At 64.5% G+C, this 20,142-nt stretch carries 17 protein-coding genes; 7 read left to right on the top strand and 10 right to left on the bottom strand.

Annotation, left to right across the window (positions count from 1 at the left end; all coding sequences use genetic code 11):
• Positions 1–31: 31 nt before the first annotated feature.
• Positions 32–2,689, top strand: a complete 2,658-nt coding sequence (locus tag ACFQ3C_RS13250) for a TIGR02302 family protein (RefSeq protein WP_380792655.1) — start codon at positions 32–34, stop codon at positions 2,687–2,689.
• A gap of 75 nt (positions 2,690–2,764) precedes the next feature.
• Here ACFQ3C_RS13250 and ACFQ3C_RS13245 read toward each other — a convergent pair whose 3' ends face one another.
• Positions 2,765–3,856, bottom strand: a complete 1,092-nt coding sequence (locus ACFQ3C_RS13245) for a zinc-ribbon domain-containing protein (protein WP_380792652.1) — start codon at positions 3,854–3,856, stop codon at positions 2,765–2,767.
• A 181-nt stretch (positions 3,857–4,037) separates the two neighbouring features.
• On the opposite strand from ACFQ3C_RS13245, the gene ACFQ3C_RS13240 reads away from it, so the two are divergent.
• The 4 genes from ACFQ3C_RS13240 to ACFQ3C_RS13225 are packed head-to-tail and all read left to right on the top strand — an operon-like array spanning position 4,038 to position 6,958.
• Positions 4,038–4,715 carry a cell division ATP-binding protein FtsE gene (locus ACFQ3C_RS13240; protein WP_380793336.1) on the top strand — a complete coding sequence of 226 codons (678 nt, stop codon included), beginning with the start codon at positions 4,038–4,040 and terminating at the stop codon, positions 4,713–4,715.
• Positions 4,716–4,732: 17 nt separating this feature from the next.
• Positions 4,733–5,617 carry a cell division protein FtsX gene (locus ACFQ3C_RS13235; protein ID WP_380793333.1) on the top strand — a complete coding sequence of 295 codons (885 nt, stop codon included), beginning with the start codon at positions 4,733–4,735 and terminating at the stop codon, positions 5,615–5,617.
• Positions 5,617–6,354, top strand: a complete 738-nt coding sequence (locus ACFQ3C_RS13230; RefSeq protein ID WP_380792649.1) for a lysophospholipid acyltransferase family protein — start codon at positions 5,617–5,619, stop codon at positions 6,352–6,354. Before ACFQ3C_RS13235 ends, ACFQ3C_RS13230 begins: the two co-directional genes overlap by 1 nt.
• Position 6,355: 1 nt before the next feature.
• The gene (locus ACFQ3C_RS13225) at positions 6,356–6,958 is read left to right on the top strand and encodes a pyridoxamine 5'-phosphate oxidase family protein (RefSeq protein ID WP_380792646.1); all 603 of its coding nucleotides are present in this window, start codon (positions 6,356–6,358) and stop codon (positions 6,956–6,958) included.
• Between the two features lie 98 nt (positions 6,959–7,056).
• Here ACFQ3C_RS13225 and lpdA read toward each other — a convergent pair whose 3' ends face one another.
• The 8 genes from lpdA to mdh form a co-directional block, all read right to left on the bottom strand.
• Entirely contained in the window at positions 7,057–8,445 is a 1,389-nt protein-coding gene (gene lpdA / locus ACFQ3C_RS13220) for a dihydrolipoyl dehydrogenase (RefSeq protein WP_380792643.1), read from the bottom strand.
• Positions 8,446–8,502: 57 nt separating this feature from the next.
• The gene (locus ACFQ3C_RS13215; protein ID WP_380793331.1) at positions 8,503–8,913 is read right to left on the bottom strand and encodes an MAPEG family protein; all 411 of its coding nucleotides are present in this window, start codon (positions 8,911–8,913) and stop codon (positions 8,503–8,505) included.
• A gap of 8 nt (positions 8,914–8,921) precedes the next feature.
• Positions 8,922–9,911, bottom strand: coding sequence for a glycosyltransferase family 2 protein (locus ACFQ3C_RS13210; RefSeq protein ID WP_380792640.1), 990 nt, complete (start codon positions 9,909–9,911; stop codon positions 8,922–8,924).
• An 87-nt stretch (positions 9,912–9,998) separates the two neighbouring features.
• Positions 9,999–11,507, bottom strand: a complete 1,509-nt coding sequence (gene odhB / locus ACFQ3C_RS13205) for a 2-oxoglutarate dehydrogenase complex dihydrolipoyllysine-residue succinyltransferase (protein ID WP_380792637.1) — start codon at positions 11,505–11,507, stop codon at positions 9,999–10,001.
• Positions 11,508–11,510: 3 nt separating this feature from the next.
• Positions 11,511–14,474, bottom strand: coding sequence for a 2-oxoglutarate dehydrogenase E1 component (locus ACFQ3C_RS13200; RefSeq protein WP_380792634.1), 2,964 nt, complete (start codon positions 14,472–14,474; stop codon positions 11,511–11,513).
• Positions 14,475–14,534: 60 nt separating this feature from the next.
• Positions 14,535–15,416, bottom strand: a complete 882-nt coding sequence (gene sucD / locus ACFQ3C_RS13195) for a succinate--CoA ligase subunit alpha (RefSeq protein ID WP_380792631.1) — start codon at positions 15,414–15,416, stop codon at positions 14,535–14,537.
• 4 nt (positions 15,417–15,420) lie between these two features.
• Positions 15,421–16,614: an ADP-forming succinate--CoA ligase subunit beta gene (sucC, locus tag ACFQ3C_RS13190; protein ID WP_380792628.1), complete on the bottom strand. Its 1,194-nt coding sequence runs from the start codon at positions 16,612–16,614 to the stop codon at positions 15,421–15,423.
• A gap of 249 nt (positions 16,615–16,863) precedes the next feature.
• Positions 16,864–17,826 (bottom strand): malate dehydrogenase, encoded by a 963-nt coding sequence (mdh, locus tag ACFQ3C_RS13185; RefSeq protein ID WP_380792625.1) that lies wholly within the window; start codon positions 17,824–17,826, stop codon positions 16,864–16,866.
• A gap of 186 nt (positions 17,827–18,012) precedes the next feature.
• Between mdh and ACFQ3C_RS13180 the strand changes: the two genes are divergently transcribed.
• Positions 18,013–18,741: a sulfite exporter TauE/SafE family protein gene (locus ACFQ3C_RS13180; protein ID WP_380792622.1), complete on the top strand. Its 729-nt coding sequence runs from the start codon at positions 18,013–18,015 to the stop codon at positions 18,739–18,741.
• A 17-nt stretch (positions 18,742–18,758) separates the two neighbouring features.
• Here the strand turns inward: ACFQ3C_RS13180 and ACFQ3C_RS13175 are convergent, their stop codons facing one another.
• Complete coding sequence (locus tag ACFQ3C_RS13175) at positions 18,759–19,088, bottom strand: hypothetical protein (RefSeq protein ID WP_380792619.1); 330 nt, start codon at positions 19,086–19,088, stop codon at positions 18,759–18,761.
• 203 nt (positions 19,089–19,291) lie between these two features.
• On the opposite strand from ACFQ3C_RS13175, the gene ACFQ3C_RS13170 reads away from it, so the two are divergent.
• A complete protein-coding gene (locus ACFQ3C_RS13170; protein ID WP_380792616.1) occupies positions 19,292–20,137 on the top strand; it encodes an HpcH/HpaI aldolase/citrate lyase family protein in 846 nt (281 codons plus the stop codon).
• Positions 20,138–20,142: the final 5 nt, after the last annotated feature.

The following is a 20,142-nucleotide window of genomic DNA, read 5'->3' as shown; positions in this document are numbered from 1 at the left end:
CGATCCCCGCGCAGCAGCGCGGGATCATTGTATGGCAGACACCGGACAGACCCCTGAAAGCCTTCTGACGCGGTTGCGTTGGCCGTTGGTCCTGACCCGGGCCGGTTTGCTGGCCGAACGGGTCTGGCAGGCCTTCTGGCCGCTGTGGTCCGTGATGATCCTGGCGCTTGCGGCATTGATGCTGGGTCTGCACGACAGCCTTCCCGTCGAGGCGGTCTGGGCCGGTGTCATGGCGGCGGGGCTGGGTGTCGTGTGGGCGACGGTGCGCGGGGTCAGGCGGTTCCGCTGGCCGCTGCGCGCCGAGGCGCTGGCGCGCCTGGATGCCAGCCTGCCCGGACGCCCGATTTCGGCGGTGCTGGACAGGCAGGCCATTGGCAGCGGTGACGCGGCTTCGGTCGCGGTGTGGCAGGCGCATCAGGCGCGCATGGCGGCCCGCGCGGCGCTGGCGCAGCCGGTAGCCCCGCATCTGGACATGGCCCCAAGCGATCCCTTTGCGACCCGCTATGTCGCGCTTCTGGCGCTGGCGGTGGGGCTTTTGTTCGGGTCGATCCTGCGTGTCGGGTCCGTGGCCGAGATGACGCCGGGCGGCGCACAGGCGCTGGCGGGCGGACCCACATGGGAAGGCTGGATCGAACCGCCCGCCTATACCGGGCAACCCACGCTCTATCTGGCCGATCAGACGGGCGACACAATCGAGGCGCCGCTGGGCAGCCGCATCACCCTGCGCCTTTATGGCGAGGTGGGCGCCCTGCGCGTGACGCAGGACATCGCCGAGGCGCTGGGCGCCGAAATCGCCGATCCGGCCGCCCCGGCCCAGGAGTTCACGCTGAACCGATCCGGACGTCTGGATATCGAGGGGCCCGGCGGGCGTGGCTGGGACATGATGATGCGCCAGGATGCAGCCCCCACCGTGGCTTTCGGCGATGCCGCGCCCGAGACGCCCGACCAGATGCAGGCCCTTGCGCAGGCGCGGGCCGAGGGGCAGATGACGCTGCCCTTCTCGGCCAAGGATGACTACGGCATTCTGGGCGGGCAGGCGCGGATCATGCTGGATCTTGCCGTGATCCAGCGGCGTCACGGTCTGACCGTCGCGCCGGAACCGCGCGAGGCGATCGTTCTGGACCTGCCGATGCCGATCACCGGCGATCGGGCTGCCTTTACCGAAACGCTGGTTGAAAACCTGTCAGAGCACCCTTGGGCCAATCTGCCGGTGACGGTGGAGCTTTCGGTCAACGATGCCGCCGGTCTGCAAGGGTCCAGCGGGGCCGAACAGATGATCCTGCCCGCACGGCGGTTTTTCGACCCGTTGGCAAATGCCGTGATCGAACAGCGGCGCGACCTGCTATGGAGCCGCGACAATGCCACCCGTGTGTCGCAGGTGATGCGGACCCTGTCGCACCGCCCCGAGGAAGGCCTGTTCCGGTCGGAAACCGCCTATCTGCGGTTTCGTGTCATTCTGCGACGGCTAGAGACGATGACCGAATACGGGCTGACATCCGATCAGCGCGACGAGATTGCACAGGCTCTTTGGGATCTGGCGCTATTGCTGGAGGATGGCGATCTGGACGATGCGCTGGAGCGGCTTCAGCGCGCGCAGGAACGGCTGTCCGAGGCGATGAAGAACGGTGCCTCGGACGAGGAAATCGCCGAGCTGATGCAGGAATTGCGGGACGCCACGCAAAATTACATGAACCAGCTGGCCCAGCAGGCCATGCGCGACGGCACCTTCCAGGACAATCAGCAAATGTCCGAAGGCGGCATGGAGATGGGTCAGGATGACCTGCAGGCCATGATGGACCGCATCCAGGAGCTGATGGAGCAAGGCCGCATGGCCGAGGCGCAGCAGGCGCTGGAGGAATTGCAGCGGCTGATGGAAAACATGCAGGTCACGCAAGGCCAGGGCGGGCAGGGGCAGCAATCACCCGGTCAGCAGGCCATGGAAGGGCTGGCTGAAACGCTGCGTGACCAGCAGGGTCTGTCGGATCAGGCGTTCCGCGACCTTCAGGAGCAGTTCAACCCCGGTGGCCAGCAGGGTCAGCAACAGGGACAACAGCCGGGGCAGCAGGGCCAGGGCCAGCAGAGCCAGCAGCAGGGCCAGGGTCAGCAGGGCCAGGGGCAGCAGCAGGGCCAAGGACAGGGCCGAGGACAGGGCCAGGATCGCGCGGATCAGCAAGGCGAGGGGCAGGGCGATGCGCAAGGCTCGCTGGCAGACCGCCAAAGGGCGCTGCGTAACGAGCTGAACCGCCAACGCGGCAATCTTCCCGGCATCGGCGGAGAGGCCGGCGAGGCCGCGCGCGAGGCGCTGGATCGGGCCGGTCGGGCCATGGATGGCGCCGAACAGGCCCTGCGCGGCAATGACCTGCCCGAAGCCATCGACCGCCAGGCCGAGGCGATGGATGCGCTGCGCGAAGGCATGCGGAACATGGGCGAGGCCCTGGCGCAGGCAGAGCGTGAACAGCGCGGTGGCCAGGGTCAGGAAATGGGCAGCGCGGGTGGCGAACGCCGTGATCCCTTGGGGCGCAACAGTGGCTCCAGCGGGCAGACCGGAACGGATGAGAACCTGCTGCAGGGCGAGGATGTCTATCGCCGTGCCCGCGATCTTCTGGACGAGATCCGCCGCCGCACGGGTGACGGGGTCCGCCCCGAGGAAGAGCTTGATTACCTCAAGCGGTTGCTGGAGCGGTTCTGATCCCGGCGCGTCACCCGGGGCCCGGCGGCACGTCGGACCCGTTGCGTGGCGCCACCTGGGCTGTGCAGGTGATGATCAGTTGGTCAGGCCCGCGATCTGCGCCAGCCAGACCGACAGTTTCTGGACTTGCGCGTCCAGCATGACCCGCAGCCCGTTGACCGCCTCGACATAGGTTGCCATGGCCGGTGCGGTTGCGGGAACGGCTTCGGCCAGCGCGGGCGCAAAGACGTAAAGAGCGATCAGCAGGACCGCCAGCAGCAGGACAATCGCAAACCCCCTGGAGAACCCGCGCGGTGTCTCGACGGTGACGTCGCGCGGATCAACGCTTCTGCCGGGTTTCTCGTGGTCATCGGCCCGTGCCGGGCGACGATCCGAGGTCGAGCTGAGGCTTGAATTGATTTCCTCGATATCGGGCAGAAGCGCGCTGCGCGATTCGGCCACTGCCGCTGCGGCCGCCGCTGCGATCTGCGCCTCGTCCCGGTCGAAAGACCTGGGTTGGGGCGGACTGGGTTGGGGCGGCGGAGGGGGGGCGATACGCGCGTCCTGCGGCTCGGGGATTTGCGGCGTCTCGCCACGCAGGCGGGCCATCCGCTCTCGTGATTCCGCGGCGCGGCGCTCTGCCTCGCTGTCGCGCATGGGCGCAGGCGCTGCATCAAGGCCAAGATCCGGCTGGCTTTCCAGGCCCGGATCGCGTTCGGCTGCGCGGGCGCGCGCCTCGCGCTCGGCTTCCTCGCGCAGCAGATCGGCCACGGATGTATCCAGCGTGCGGCGCGGGGTCGGAAGGTCGCGGGCGGGATCCTCTTCGTAATCGTCTTCGTCAACGATGGGGAATTGCTGCGGCAGATCCTCGGGGTCAGGCACAAGCCTGGTATCCGGGGTGGGCATGTCGTCAATGCCGGGGTCGGTCGGAAAACCTTGCCACTCGTCTTCGGGGGCGTCATCCACCGTCTGGCTGGCAGCGGCGTCATGATCCCTGTGTTGACCCGTGTCATGGTCTTCCCACATGTCGTCATCCGCGCCCTCTGCGGGGATCGCGTTGTCTTGCAAAGGGTGCTTCTGGAACCAGGTATGCCCGCAACTGGAGCATTGAACGTCGCGCCCGTTTTCTGGGATAACGCTTTGCGGCACCTCGTATTGTGCCCCGCAATTCGGGCAAATCAGTCGCATCTGTTCCCCTGCCGCCTGTGGTGCATGGCCTGCTGTCCGGACCTGTGCAGTGTTTTTCCTACCTTATGGTGTAATACATTGGCGGAAAAGTGCAAAGGATGCTGTGACAGGCCATGCCGACCGGATTGCAACACTGCCCGCATTGGGGCAAGAGGGAACTGAGCAGAAAAGGGATCGCGACGTGATCGAACTGGAACAAGTCGCAATGAGCTATGGCGGGGGAGAGTTGCTTGGCGACATTTCCCTGACCCTGTCACCGGGGTCGTTCCATTTCCTGACCGGACCTTCCGGCGCTGGAAAGACCACCTTTCTGAAACTGTGCTACGGGGCGCTGTTGCCCACGGCGGGGCATATCCGGCTGTTTGGTGCGGACCTGCGTACGATGTCGCGCGATGACGTGGCGCTGGCCCGGCGCCGCATCGGGGTCGTTCACCAGGATGTGCAGTTTCTGGAACACCTGCCACTTGCCGATAACGTGGCGCTGCCGCTGATCGTTTCGGGCCATGATCGCGACAGCGAGGCCGAAAACCTGCGCGAGTTGCTGAACTGGGTCGGTTTGAGCAAGCGTGCCGATGCACTGCCTGCCGAACTGTCAGGGGGCGAGCGGCAGCGCGCCGCGCTGGCCCGTGCCGTCATCATGTCGCCCGAGGTGATCCTGGCGGATGAGCCGACCGGCAACATCGACTGGGAGATGTCGCAACGTCTGCTGCAATTGCTGGTCGAGCTGAACCGGATGGGCAAGACCATCATGATCGCCACCCATGACATGAACCTGATCCGCGCGGCCAAAACCCAGGTGCAGGCGCGTGTGCTGCGGATTTCGCAGCGCCGGTTGCAAGCGGCGGGGGCGGACCTGTGAAACTGGACCTGACCGCCATGACAAGGCTGCTGGCCGGGGATGCACAGGCCGACCGGCTGGTTCCGCCTACGGGTTTCACCGCACGGCTGACGATTTTTGCGGCGGCCGCGATGGCGTTCCTGACGGTTTTCGCGATGGCGCTGTCGCTGGCGACGGGGCGTTTGGCCGATCGCTGGAGCGATGAGCTGGCGCGTGCCTCTACCTTGCGCATATCCGCGCCGATGGATCAGCGCGCGGCCCAGACCGCCGCCGCCCTGCGCGTGCTTGAGACAACGCCCGGCATCGCCACCGCCCGCGCCCTGTCGGAAGATGAGCAGCGCGCCTTGCTGGAGCCATGGTTCGGTCCCGACCTGCCGGTGGCCAGCCTGCCCATTCCCCAGCTGATCGAGGTGATCGAGGATGAAGCCGGCTATGACGCGGCCGGGCTGCGCCTGCGTCTTGCCGCGGAAGTGCCGGGGGCCGTGCTGGATGATCACACACGCTGGCGGCGTCCGCTGGTCACGGCGGCGGATCGGCTGCGGCTGCTGGGCTGGCTGTCGATCGGCCTGATCGGCGCCGCCACGGCCGCGATGATCACCATGGCCGCCCAGGCCGCGCTGGCCGCAAACGCGCAGGTCATCGCCGTGCTGCGCCTGGTCGGTGCGCGTGACGCCTATATCGCGGGGGCCTTCGTGCGCCGCTTCACCTTGCGGGCGCTTGGCGGCGCCTTGGTTGGGACGGTTCTGGGGATGCTGGCCGTGCTTGTGCTGCCATCGGCCCAGGCCGAGGCGGGTTTCCTGACCGGGCTGGGCTTTCAGGGCTGGCATTGGGTCTGGCCGCTGTGCATTCCGCTGCTTGGCGCCGCTGTCGCCTATGCCGCCACACGGCAGGCGGCGCATCGTACCTTGAAGGAGTTGTCCTGATGGAAAAGGCTTGGCGCTGGCTGCGGTCGCTTGTTTTCGTGGGCCAGATGTATGTGATGATGCTGGTGATCGGCCTGCTCTATCTACCCGGCGCCATCCTGTCGGCCGAAGGCGCAAGGCGGGGCTGCAAGGCTTATTGCCGCTGGGTGATCTGGACCGCACGCTTGATGGTGGGGCTGCACTGCGACGTGCGCGGCACGCCGCCCACCGGCGGGGCGCTGGTGGCGGCAAAGCACCAGTCCTTTCTGGACATTATTCTGATCTTCAACGCCTTGCCCGCCGCCATCTTCATCATGAAGCGCGAGATCCTCTGGACCCCGATCATCGGTCTTTATGCCTATCGACTGGGTTGCGTGCCGGTAAACCGCGGCAAGCGCGGTGTCGCCATCAAGAAGATGCTGGCCGATGTCGCGTCAGGCCACCAGTCCGTGGCGCAGCTGATCATCTATTCCCAAGGCACCCGCGTCGCGCCGGGGGTGAAGAAACCCTACAAGATCGGCACGGGCGCGCTCTACGATCAGATGCAACAGGATTGCGCGCCTGTGGCCACCAATGTGGGCGTCTTCTGGCCCCGGACCGGCATCTATCGCAAGCCGGGTCTTGCGGTGGTCGAATTCCTGCCGATCATTCCCGCGGGGCTGGACCGCGACACGTTCATGGCGCGGCTGGAGGAAGATGTTGAAACCGCATCCGATCGCCTGATCGCCGAAGCCCGCGCCAGCCTTGGGGAGGCGTGAGATGGAGTTCATCGACCGGATCGAGGGCTTGGAGGCGCTTTATGGCGCGGCCTCTGTCGGATCGCAGCGCAAGGTGGCGCAACACCTGACGCCCAGCTATCGCCACTGGATCGAGGCGTCGCGCTTCTGCGTCGTCTCGACCGTGGGCGAGGGGGGCACCGATGGCAGCCCGCGCGGTGACGATGGTCCGGTGGTGCGCGTGCTGGATCCGCTGACGTTGGCCATGCCAGACTGGCGTGGCAACAACCGGCTGGATTCCTTGCGTAATATCGTGACGGACGGGCGCATCTCGTTGATCTTCCTGGTTCCCGGCTCGCAGATCATGGTGCGGGTGAACGGGCAGGCGAAGCTGACGGCGGATGAGGCGCTACGCGACAGTTTCGCGCGCGATGGCGCGCGGCCCGCGACGGTGATCGTGGTGCGCCTGGCCGAGGTCTATGCGCAGTGTTCCCGCGCGGTCATGCGCTCGGGCATCTGGCAGCGTGACGATGCCGCCGGCCTGCCGACGCTGGGCGATATCCTGGCCGATGTGACTGCCGGCGAGATGGGCGGCAGCGATTTCGACGTGGACTGGGAAAAGCGATCACTGGCGGCGCTGTGGTGACAGGCCGGGATTTTTGAGTATTTGCAGAACGATGAAAGGGCAGGGGTCTGCCCGGAACAGGAAAGGGGGCCGCGCGGCCCCCTTTTTCGTTGGTTCGATCAGGCGTGGATCGGGCCGTCGCCGCAGGCCAGGGCCGCCTCGCGCACGGCTTCGGATACGGTGGGGTGGGCATGGCAGGTCAGTGCCAGATCCTGCGCCGAGGCGCCGAATTCCATCGCGACGCAGATCTCATGGATCAGATCGCCCGCCGAGGGGCCGATGATATGCGCGCCCAGGATGCGGTCAGTCTGCTTGTCGGCCAGGATCTTGACGAAACCGTCGCCCTGGAACATCGCCTTGGCCCGCGCGTTGCCCATGAACGAGAATTTGCCGACCTTGTAGGCGACACCTTCTTCCTTGAGCTGCTGTTCGGTCTTGCCGACATTGGCCACCTCGGGATGGGTATAGATCACGCCGGGGATCACGCCATAGTTTACATGGCCGTGCTTGCCGGCCAGAACCTCGGCCACGGCCATGCCCTCATCCTCGGCCTTGTGGGCCAGCATCGGGCCGTCGATTGCATCGCCGATTGCATAGATGCCTTTGATGTTGGTCTGCCAATGGGCGTCGGTCTGGATCTGCCCGCGCTTGGACGTCTCGACCCCCAGATCGGCCAGTCCCAGCCCGTCGGTGAAGGGCTTGCGACCCGTCGCCACCAGCACGCAATCGGCATCCAGCACATGTTCGCTGTCATCCTTGCGCAGCTTGTAGGTGACCTTGGCCTTGGTCTTGAGGGTTTCGACGCCCTGAACGGCGGCGCCCATGACAAAGGTCAGCCCCTGCTTGGTCAGCATCCGCTGGAAGGTCTTCTGCACCTCGGCATCCATGCCGGGGGTGATCGCATCCAGATATTCGACAACCGTGACCTGCGTACCCAGACGCGCATAGACCGACCCCAGTTCAAGGCCGATCACGCCTGCGCCGATCACGACCATGGTTTTCGGAACCTTTCCCAGCGTCAGCGCGCCGGTCGATGTCACGACGATGTCCTCGTCCACGGTCACGCCGGGCAGGCTGGCGGGCGCGGAACCGGTGGCGATGACGATGTTCTTGGCCTCGTGCACCTCGTCGCCGACCTTGACCTTGCCGGGCGCGGGGATCGAGCCCCAGCCCTTCAGCCAGTCGATCTTGTTCTTCTTGAACAGGAATTCGATGCCCTTGGTGTTCCCCTCGACGGTTTCGTCCTTGTAGGCCAGCATCTGTTTCCAGTCCACCGAGGGCGATTTGCCCTTGAGGCCCATCTTGGCGAAGTTGTGTTCCGCCTCATGCAGCATGTGGCTGGCATGGAGCAGCGCCTTGGAGGGGATGCAGCCCACGTTCAGACAGGTGCCGCCCAGGGTGGCGCGGCCTTCGACACAGGCGGTCTTGAGGCCCAGCTGGGCGCAGCGGATAGCGGCGACATAGCCGCCGGGGCCTGCGCCGATGATGATCACGTCATAGCTTGCCATGGGGAAATCTCCTTGAGGCCGTGGACATTGCAAAGGGTTTGTGCTGCGGCATGGGCATCAGAACAGCGCCGCCAGCAGCATGAGGGTGGTGGCGCCGAAGCCCACCATCCAGATCAGCGACCGCCAGGGCACGAGGCCGAAAGCATAGGCGGGCACATAGAGGACGCGCGCGGCCAGATAAGCCCAGGCGCAGGCGGCGGTGAAGCCGCTGGATTGACCCGACAGCGTGACGACGACCACGGCGAGGGTGAACAGGATCAACCCTTCGAAATGGTTGTTCAGCGCGCGGAACAGACGGCCCGTGCGGGGGCTGACCTGTTCGATCAGCGGCTTGCCAAGGCGGTCGGGATCGCGCGGGCCAAGGGTCTTGCCGGGGCCGAGTTCAAGATTGGCGGGGACCGACATCAGCGCGAATTGCACCACCTGCAACAGGCCCGCCAGCGCCAGGGCGGTCAGTTCCGGTGTCATGGTCTGCGTCATGCGGTGGGCCTTTCGCGGCGGGTCCAGATGGCCAGTGTGTCAGGCGTCAGGATGGCGGATTTGCGCGCGGTGAACCAGTCGAAACAGGCTTGTTCGGCCGCAGCGAGGCCGGGATCCTGGCGCAGCGTCATCAGCCTTGCCTCGGTTTCCGGCCAGTGGCGCAGGATGGTGCGATCCTCGACATCGTTCTTGTTGGCGCTGCGGTGCCAGTTGGAGCCGAGGTGGTATTTCGTCTCGCCCTGTTTGCCCTGCCCGTCGCCGCGATCGTTCTTCATCATGAAGAGATCGCGGGATTTGACGGCATAATGGTTGATCCGCGCGGTCGCGTTGATGGCGGCCAGATCATGCGGGCGAAAGCGGCTGGAGCGGTCCTGATAAAGGCTGGCGGCGTTGAGCGGTATGCCATCCGGGTTGACCACGACGGGGCTGTCCACCAGCGGGTTGCGAGGGTTGTGGTCGGTGGCGGCACTGAAGCTGGCGGCGCGGAACAGGCATTTCGACTTGGCGACGCGCGGTTCGGGCGCGGCTTCGGCGCGGGTGAAGCTGGGCAGAACGGCCATGCCGGGGGTCCATGCGGTGATGCCCGCATCGCCGAAAAGCTGCCATGGGATCGCGATCACATCCGCCTCGGTCGCGTTCGCCATCAGGGTGGGCAGGCGCCCGTCGCCTGCGGTGATGTTCAGGAATTCGTCGCTGTCGATATGCAGAAGCCATGTCACATGGTTCTGGCGCGCCCAGTCCAGCACCAGCGCCATGCCGCTGTCCTGCGGCGGCACCCCTGCAGCTACGGTCTGGCGGATATGGGTCAGGTGGCCACCTGCCGCCAGCACATCCAGCAGCGCGTCCGACCCATCGGTGCAGTCATTGCTGACCACGACCACATGATCAAAGCCAAGGGTCTGGTGATAGGACAGCCATTCAAGGACAAACAGCCCCTCGTTACGCATGCAGGAGACGAGGGCTGTCTTGTCTGATGCGGCGGTCATGGTGAAATACCGGAAACATAAGGGGGATGCACTGAGGTGCAGACCACGGGGCGCGCGCGGATCACGCGCCCCGTGAGGGGTGAAGGCTTACAGATCCATCAGCAGGCGGCGCGGATCTTCCAGCGCCTCTTTCACCCGCACCAGGAAGGTGACGGCGCCCTTGCCATCCACGATACGGTGATCATAGGACAGCGCCAGATACATCATCGGGCGGATGACAACCTGGCCGTTGATCGCCACGGGGCGGTCCTGGATCTTGTGCATTCCCAGAATGCCCGACTGCGGGGGGTTCAGGATCGGCGAGGACATCAGCGAGCCATAGACGCCGCCGTTCGAGATGGTGAAGGAGCCGCCCTGCATTTCCGCCATGGACAGCTTGCCGTCGCGGGCGCGCACGCCCAGTTCGGCGATCTTCTTCTCGATAGCGGCAAAGCCCATCTGATCGGCGTCGCGCACGACCGGCACGACCAGACCCGAGGGCGTGCCCACGGCCACGCCCATGTGAACGAAGTTCTTGTAGACCACGTCGGTGCCGTCGATCTCGGCGTTCACCTCGGGGACTTCGCGCAGCGCATGGCAGCAGGCCTTCACGAAGAAGGACATGAAGCCCAGTTTGACGCCGTGCTTCTTCTCGAAGATGTCCTTGTATTCCTTGCGAAGGTCCATCGTCGCGCTCATGTCCACCTCGTTATAGGTGGTCAGCATGGCGGCGGTGTTCTGCGCGTCCTTGAGGCGGCGCGCGATGGTCTGGCGCAGGCGGGTCATCTTGACGCGTTCCTCGCGGGCGGCGTCATCGGCGGGCACGGGCGCGCGCGGTGCCGTGGCAGGCGCGGGCGCTGATGCAGGTGCCGCAGAGGTACCTGCGGCGATGGCCTTTTGCACGTCGTCTTTCATGATGCGTCCGTCACGTCCTGTTCCTGTTACCGCATCGCGGCTGATGCCGGCCTCGGCCATCGCTTTTTTCGCGGCGGGGGCGTCTTCGATATCCTTGCCACTTGCTGCGGGCGCAGGTGCAGCGGCAGGGGCTTGAGGTTTGGCGGCAGGTGCCGCAGCACCCGAGGCCGAAATCACGGCCAGTTTCGCGGCCGCATCCACGGTGGTGCCTTCCGGCGCCACGATTTCGGCCAGCACGCCCGCGGCGGGGCTGGGCACCTCGACACTGACCTTGTCGGTTTCAAGCTCGCACAGCATTTCATCCTGCGCGACGGTGTCGCCCACCTTCTTGAACCAGGTCGATACAGTCGCCTCGGACACGGATTCACCCAAGGATGGCACCATCACGGCGACGCTGTCGGCCTTGCCGGCCTTGGCGGGCTTGTCATCGGCCTTGGCGGCTTTCGCGGCGGGTGCGGCGGCGGCACCTTCGCTGATCGTTGCCAGCAACGCGTCAACGCCGACGGTTGCACCTTCTTCTGCGATGATCTCGCCCATCACACCGGCGGCGGGGGCGGGCACCTCGACGGTCACCTTGTCGGTTTCCAGCTCGCACAGCATCTCATCGACGGCGACGGCATCGCCCGGCTTCTTGAACCAGGTGGCCACGGTGGCCTCGGTCACGGATTCGCCAAGGGTGGGGACGCGGACTTCGGTTGTCATCGGTTAATTCCCTTTGATGGTCAGCGCTTCGTCAACCAGCGCCTGTTGTTGTGCTTTGTGGGTCGAGGCCAGGCCCGTCGCGGGCGAGGCGCTGGCGGCGCGGCCCACATAGACCGGGCGCTGATGCCGGGCATTGATGCGGCCCAGAACCCATTCGATATTCGGTTCGATGAAGGTCCAGGCGCCCTGGTTCTTGGGCTCTTCCTGGCACCAGACCATCTCGGCATCCTTGAAGCGTTCCAGTTCGCGCACCAGGCTCATCGCCGGGAAGGGGTAGAATTGTTCGATCCGCAGCAGGTAGATGTCATCAATCCCGCGGGCGTCGCGTTCTTCCAGCAGGTCGTAATAGACCTTGCCCGAACACATGACGACGCGCTTGATCTTGTCATCGGCCGCCAGCTTGGTGTCGGAATGACCCTTTTCGGCATCGTCCCACAGCACGCGGTGGAAGCTGGACCCGGTGGTGAAATCATCCGCATCCGAGATCGCCAGCTTGTGACGCAGCAGGGATTTCGGGGTCATCAGGATCAGCGGCTTGCGGAAGGTCCGGTGCAGCTGGCGACGCAGGATGTGGAAATAGTTGGCCGGAGTGGTGCAATTGGCCACGATCCAGTTGTCCTGTCCACACATCTGCAGGAAGCGTTCAAGGCGGGCGCTGGAATGTTCCGGGCCCTGCCCCTCGTAGCCATGCGGCAGCAGGCACACCAGGCCCGACATCCGCAGCCATTTGCTTTCGCCCGAGCTGATGAACTGGTCGAACATGATCTGCGCGCCGTTGGCGAAATCGCCGAACTGGGCTTCCCACATCACCAGGGCGTTGGGTTCGGACAGCGAATAGCCGTATTCAAACCCCAGCACCGCGTATTCCGACAGCATCGAGTCGATGACCTCGTAGCGGGCCTGCCCTTCGCGGATGTGGTTCAGCGGATAGTGGCGTTCTTCAGTGTCCTGGTTGATCAGGGCCGAGTGGCGCTGGCTGAAGGTGCCGCGCGTGCTGTCCTGACCCGAAAGACGGACGGGGTAGCCTTCCAGCAGCAGCGACCCGAAGGCCGCCGCCTCGCCCGTGGCCCAGTCGAAACCCTCGCCGGTGTCGAACATCTTCTTGCGGGTTTCCAGCAGCCGTTCGACCGTCTTGTGCATGGGAAAACCTGCCGGTGCGCGGGTCAGCGCCTCGCCGATCTGCTGCAGGGTCTCTGGTTTGATCGCGGTCTTGCCGCGCTGGTATTTCTTCTGGTCACGGCGGTCCAGGTGCGACCAGCGCCCGTCCAGCCAGTCGGCCTTGTTGGGCTTGTAATCCTTGCCGGCCTCGAATTCCTCGTTCAGGCGGGCCTGGAATGCGGCCTTCATATCCTCGATCTCGCCTTCGGGGATCAGGCCATCCTTGACCAGGCGCTCGGTGTAAAGCGTGAGCGTGGTCTTTTGCTTCTTGATCTTGTTGTACATCACCGGGTTGGTGAACATCGGCTCGTCGCCTTCGTTATGACCGAAGCGACGGTAGCAGATGATGTCCAGCACCACGTCCTTGTGGAACAGCTGACGGAATTCGGTGGCGACCTTGGCGGCATGGACCACGGCCTCGGGATCGTCGCCGTTCACGTGGAAGATCGGCGCCTCGACCACCAGCGCGTTATCGGTGGGATAGGGGCTGGAGCGGCTGAAATGCGGCGCGGTGGTGAAACCGATCTGGTTGTTCACCACGATATGCATCGTGCCGCCGGTCTTGTGACCGACCAGGCCCGAAAGTGCGAAACATTCGGCCACGACACCCTGGCCCGCAAAGGCCGCGTCACCATGCAGAAGCACGGGCAGCACCTTGGACCGGTCCGCGTCGTTCATCTGCGCCTGCTTGGCGCGCACCTTGCCCAGCACCACGGGGTTGACCGCTTCCAGGTGCGAGGGGTTTGCCGTCAGCGACAGGTGCACCTCGTTGCCGTCGAATTCGCGGTCGCTGGACGCGCCGAGGTGATATTTCACATCGCCCGATCCATCCACGTCCTCGGGCTTGAAGCTGCCGCCCTGGAATTCGTTGAAGATCGCGCGGTACGGTTTACCCATCACATTGGCCAGAACCGACAGGCGGCCCCGGTGGGGCATGCCGATGACGATTTCCTTGACGCCAAGGTTGCCGCCGCGCTTGATGATCTGCTCCATCGCGGGGATCAGGCTTTCGCCGCCATCCAGGCCGAAACGCTTGGTACCCATGTATTTGACATGGAGGAACTTCTCGAAGCCCTCGGCCTCGACCAGCTTGTTCAGAATGGCGCGACGGCCTTCGCGGGTGAAGGTGATTTCCTTGCCGTAACCCTCGATCCGTTCCTTCAGCCAGGCCGATTGCTCGGGGTCCGAGATATGCATGTACTGCAGCGCGAAGGTGCCGCAATAGGTCCGCTTCACGATGTCCAGGATCTGGCGCATCGACGCGATCTGAAGACCCAGCACATTGTCGATGAAGATGGGCCGGTCCATGTCGGCGTCAGAAAAGCCGTAGGATTTCGGGTCAAGTTCGGGATGCGGGGTCGGTTCGCGCAGGCCCAGCGGATCCAGATCGGCGGCCAGATGGCCGCGGATCCGGTAGGCGCGGATGATCATCAGGGCGCGCACGGAATCCAGCACGGCGCGCTTGACCTGATCGTCGGTGACCTTGACACCCACTTCGGCCGCCTTGGCCGCGATCTTCTGTCCGGCAGCACGGGTTTCCGCCGGGGCGGGCCATTGCCCGTCCAGCGCGGAGGTCAGCTCGTCCGCCGGTGCGGGCGGCCAGTCGGCGCGGGCCCAGCTGGGGCCTGCGGCCTCGCGTTTCACATCATGGTCGGTGTCGCCCATTGCCCGGAAGAACGCCTGCCACGCCTCGTCGACCGCGTTCGGGTCGGCCGCGTAGCGCGCGTAAAGCTGTTCCAGGTATTCCGCGTTATGCCCCTGCATGAAGCTGGAGGCGTGGAAGATGTCGTTGGGGGATTGCTCGGTCATGATGTCACCTGAACGTGGGAAAACCCCGGCGGTATACCGCCGGGGTTGTTGATAAGCGGTTTAGCCGATGGCTTTCAGCACGGCTTCGCCCAGACCTGCGGGGCTGTCGGCCACGATGATCCCGGCGGATTTCATCGCCTCGATCTTGCTTTCGGCGTCGCCCTTGCCACCGGCCACGATGGCGCCGGCATGGCCCATGCGGCGGCCTTTCGGCGCGGTGCGGCCCGCGATGAAACCGGCGGTCGGTTTCCAGCGGCCACGCTTCTTCTCGTCCTTGAGGAACTGCGCCGCTTCTTCTTCCGCGGAACCGCCGATTTCGCCGATCATGATGATCGACTGGGTTTCGGGGTCGGCCAGGAACATTTCCAGCACGTCGATATGCTCGGTCCCCTTGATCGGGTCACCGCCGATGCCCACGGCCGAGGACTGGCCCAGGCCGCTGTCGGAGGTCTGCTTGACCGCCTCATAGGTCAGGGTGCCCGAACGGGATACGACACCGACCGATCCGCGCTTGTGGATATGGCCCGGCATGATGCCGATCTTGCAGGCGCCGGGTGTGATCACGCCGGGGCAGTTCGGCCCGATCAGGCGGGATTTGGAACCCTCCAGCGCGCGCTTGACCTTCATCATGTCCAGCACCGGAATGCCTTCGGTGATGCAGACGATCAGCTCCATCTCGGCGTCGATCGCTTCCAGGATCGAGTCGGCCGCGAAGGGGGGCGGCACGTAGATCACCGATGCGTTGGCTTCGGTCACGTGCTTGGCCTCATGGACCGAGTTGAAGACAGGCAGGTTCAGGTGGGTGGAGCCACCTTTGCCCGGTGTCACGCCGCCGACCATCTGGGTGCCATAGGCAATCGCCTGTTCGGAATGGAACGTGCCCTGCGAGCCGGTGAAGCCCTGGCAGATGACGCGTGTGTTTTCGTTGACGAGGACTGCCATGCTCTTATCCCTTCACCGCTTTGACGATCTTTTCGGCGCCATCGCGCAGGTCGTCTGCCGCGATCACATCCAGACCGGAGTTGCGGATGATTTCCTTGCCCTTGTCCACGTTCGTGCCCTCAAGACGCACGACCAGCGGCACTTTCAGGCCCACTTCCTTGACCGCGGCGATCACGCCCTCGGCGATCACGTCGCAGCGCATGATGCCGCCGAAAATGTTGACCAGGATGCCTTTGACATTCGGGTCAGAGGTGATGATCTTGAACGCCTCGGTCACCTTTTCCTTGGTGGCGCCACCACCCACGTCCAGGAAGTTGGCAGGTTCGGCGCCGTAAAGCTTGATGATGTCCATGGTGGCCATCGCCAGGCCCGCGCCGTTGACCATGCACCCGATCTCGCCGTCCAGCGCGATGTAGTTCAGGTCGTATTTCGATGCGGCCAGTTCCTTGGGGTCTTCTTCCGTCTCGTCGCGCAGGGCGGCGACATCGGCATGGCGATAGACGGCGTTGCCGTCAAAGCTGACCTTGGCGTCCAGCACCTTCAGGTCGCCCTTGTCGGTGACGATCAGCGGGTTGATCTCCAGCATCTCCATGTCCTTCTCGACGAAGGCTTTGTAGAGCAGGCCCATCAGGCCGACGCACTGCTTGACCTGCGCGCCTTCCAGACCCAGCGAGAAGGCGATGCGGCGGCCATGGAAACCCTGGTAGCCGGTGGCCGGATCGACGCTGAAGGACAGGATCTTTTCGGGTGTGGATGCGGCCACTTCCTCGATGTCCATGCCGCCTTCGGTCGAGCAGACGAACGAGATGCGGCTGGTCTGGCGATCGACCAGAAGCGCCAGGTAAAGCTCGGTCTGGATGCCAGATCCGTCTTCGATATAGACGCGGTTGACCTGCTTGCCCACGGGGCCGGTCTGGTGGGTCACAAGGGTGCGACCCAGCATCTTCTTGGCTTCTTCGGCGGCTTCCTCGACTGATTTGGCAAGACGGACACCGCCCTTTTCGCCGGCGTCAGCTTCCTTGAACTTGCCCTTGCCGCGTCCGCCCGCGTGGATCTGGGCTTTCACGACCCAGAGGGGTCCGTCCAGCTCGCCTGCGGCGGTTTTGGCTTCTTCGGCCCGGAAGACGACACGTCCGTCCGAGACCGGGGCGCCGTAGGTGCGAAGGAGGGCCTTCGCCTGATACTCATGAATGTTCATGAAATTGTCCCGTCTTGCTGCGATTGCGCCGGGGTTTGGCACAGGATGCGGCAGGAAATAAACGGTTTTCTTGGGTTTTCCGGGTTTTGCGCGATATTTTGCGTGTTTGTGATCACACGCTCAAAATCTGTGATCACAAACTGGACTCGCGGCATTTGGCATGTTCGCCAAAGAATCAGGGCCGGCGCATGGCCAGCCCTGACAGGATATGACAGCGGTTTCGCGCGCGAAACCTGTGGTGGAAACCGATCACGCCAGCGAGGGGTCGATTTCCTTGCAGGCGGCGACCAGACCTTTGACGGCGTCGACCGATTTGTCGAACATCGCCTGTTCGTCCTTGTTCATCGTGATATCCACGACCTTCTCGACGCCACCGGCACCGATCACGGTGGGCACGCCGACGTAGAAACCCTTGAGGCCGTAGGCGCCATCCACATAGGCCGCGCAGGGCAGAACGCGCTTTTGGTCTTTCAGATAGGCTTCGGCCATTTCGATGGCGCTGGTGGCGGGGGCGTAGAAGGCCGAACCGGTCTTCAGCAGGCCCACGATCTCGGCGCCGCCATCACGGGTACGCTGCACGATCGCGTCCAGCTTGTCCTGCGTGGTCCAGCCCATCTTCACCAGGTCGGGCAGCGGGATGCCGGCCACGGTGGAGTAGCGCACCAGCGGCACCATCGTATCGCCATGGCCGCCCAGCACGAAGGCGGTGACATCGCGCATCGACACGCCGAATTCCAGGCTCAGGAAGTGGCGGAAGCGCGCAGAGTCCAGAACGCCCGCCATGCCGCAGACCTTGTTGTGCGGCAGGCCCGAGAATTCGCGCAGCGCCCAGACCATCGCATCCAGCGGGTTGGTGATGCAGATGACGAATGCGTCGGGGGCATGCGCGGCAATGCCTTCGCCCACGGATTTCATGACCTTGAGGTTGATGCCCAGCAGGTCATCGCGGCTCATGCCCGGCTTGCGGGGGACACCGGCGGTGACGATGCAGACATCCGCGCCCGCGATATCCTCATAGGACTGGGTGCCGCGCAGCGCCGCGTCGAACCCTTCGGAGGGGCCGGATTCCGCGATGTCGAGCGCCTTGCCTTCGGGTGTGCCCTCGGCGATGTCGAACAGGACGATGTCGCCCAGCTCTTTCAGCGCGGCGAGGTGGGCAAGCGTGCCCCCGATCTGTCCGGCGCCGATGAGGGCAATCTTGGGTCTGGCCATTGGAACTGTCTCCGCTTGGTTGAATTTGCCGCATGGCCTAGTCGCTTCCGCGTCGTCGCGCAAGAGTGCTGCGCTGCGCTGCGGCGGCAAGGGGGGCTGTTCCCTGCCGCGCGATGGGGCTAAATGCGTGACAGGGCGCAATTTTCGGGATCAGGGCCAAGGATGGAGCTGGACGCGCAGTTTTTCATGGTAGCGATACCGGCGGTTCTGTTCGCCGGGATCTCGAAGGGCGGGTTCGGATCGGGCGCGGCTTTTGCCGCTGCGTCGATTCTGGCTGTCGCGCTTGAGCCGGGGCAGGCGCTGGGCATCATGTTGCCGCTCCTGATGCTGATGGATGTGGCGAACCTGCGCCCCTACTGGAAGAAATGGAGCGCGCCTGACGCGAAGCTGCTGATCCTGGGCGCGCTGCCCGGTGTGGCGCTGGGGGCCTGGCTTTACACGATTGCCGATGCGGATGTGTTCCGGCTGCTGATCGGCGTGATATCGGTCGGGTTCGTGGTATGGCAGATGGGGCTGAAACTGGGCCTGATCCGCGCGGCGCGCGCCGAATTGCCGCTGTGGGCCGGGGCGCTGGCCGGGGCCACCGCCGGCTTCACCAGTTTCGTCAGCCACGCGGGCGGGCCGCCGGCCGCGGTATGGCTGCTGTCGCGCAAGCTGGGCAAGACGCCCTATCAGGCGACGACCGTGATCGTCTTCTGGGCGGTCAATATCGCCAAGTTCATTCCTTACGCCTTCCTGGGCATATTCACGGCCGAGACGCTGCTGGCCGATCTGTTCCTGGCGCCCGTCGCGCTGCTGGGGGCATGGCTGGGCGTGAAGGCGCATCACATGGTGCCGGAACGCGCCTTTTTCGCGCTGACCTACATCTTGCTGACCATCACCGGGATCAAGCTGATCTGGGATGCGCTGACCTGATCCCGGTCGGGTGTCGGTCAAGCACCCTTGCCCGTGGCGGGGGGCGTGTCGGCCAGGGTTTCAAAGGCCTGCCCCGAGGCGACAAGGCAGGTCAGACCAGACGGCAGCGTTTCCGTGATCGTCCAGGAGCCGCTGTCATCGCTGGCATACACTTCGATCAGTGCGTTGTTGGCGCCAAGGCCGATCGAGCGGCGGGTTTCCCCGTAGGTGCCGGCCAGCCGTTCCACGACCTTGTCGCGCGGGGCGCAGTTGGCGGCGTTGCGGGGGTCCGCGGCGGGGGCCATGGTGGCCAGGGCCAAGGTCAGCAGAACCACACCAGTCGTCAGTATCGTCCGTTCATATGCCATCGGTTTGCCCTTTCCATGATCGCATGGACCACAGGCTGCACCAGAAGGATTTCATTGAAGTTAACAGCACGCGCGGCGCAGGCATCTTGCCGACAGTATCCCATGGCATGCGCTTTTTTCTGCATCGCGGCACGAATAGCCTTGAAGGTTTACACCAAAAAATGCCATCTCTGCGCAAGATTATTACAAGGAAGACTCAGGCCATGGACATTCGCCCCTATCGCTCGGTTCTGTATATCCCCGGCTCGAAGGAGCGTGCGCTGGACAAGGCGCGCGAACTGCCCGTCGATGCGATCATATTCGACCTGGAAGACGCGGTGACGCCCGATGCCAAGGTCGAGGCGCGCGCGACGCTGGCACAGGCGCTGGCGGTCGGCGGCTATGGCGCACGCGTCAAGATCATCCGCATCAACGGGCTTGATACGGAATGGGGCGCCGGCGATGTCGAGGCGCTGCGCGATGCCGGCGCGGATGTGTTCCTGCTTCCCAAGGTGAATTCCGCAGCCGACGTGCAGGCGCTGTCCGACCTGCTGGGCAACGGGACGCCGATCTGGGCGATGATGGAAACGCCGCTGGGCATCCTGAACGCGGCCGAGATCGCCGCTCATCCGCAGCTGACCGGCTTCGTCGCAGGCACCAACGATCTGGCGAAAGAGCTGAACTGCCGCTACCGGGCTGACCGTCTGCCGATGCAGATGGCCTTGCAGACCATCCTGATGGCGGCCCGCGCCCATGGGGTGATCGCGATTGATGGTGTCTACAACCAGTTCAAGGATGATGACGGCCTGCGTGCCGAATGCGAGCAGGGCCGCGACATGGGGTTTGACGGCAAGACCCTGATCCACCCGGCACAGGTGGATGTGACCAATACCGCCTTTGCCCCGTCCGAGGCCGAGATCGATCTGGCGCGCCGCCAGATCGCCGCCTATGAAGAGGTCGAGGCCAGCGGTCAGGGTGTTGCCGTCGTGGATGGCAAGATCGTCGAAAACCTGCATGTCGAGACCGCAAAGAAGATCCTTGCCATGGCCTCGGCCATTTCATCCCTCTGATCGGA

The organism is Seohaeicola saemankumensis (genome assembly GCF_042678485.1).
Lineage (GTDB): Bacteria > Pseudomonadota > Alphaproteobacteria > Rhodobacterales > Rhodobacteraceae > Seohaeicola > Seohaeicola saemankumensis.
Note: the sequence above shows the minus strand (reverse complement) of the source record. Positions and strands in the feature narration are given on the sequence as shown.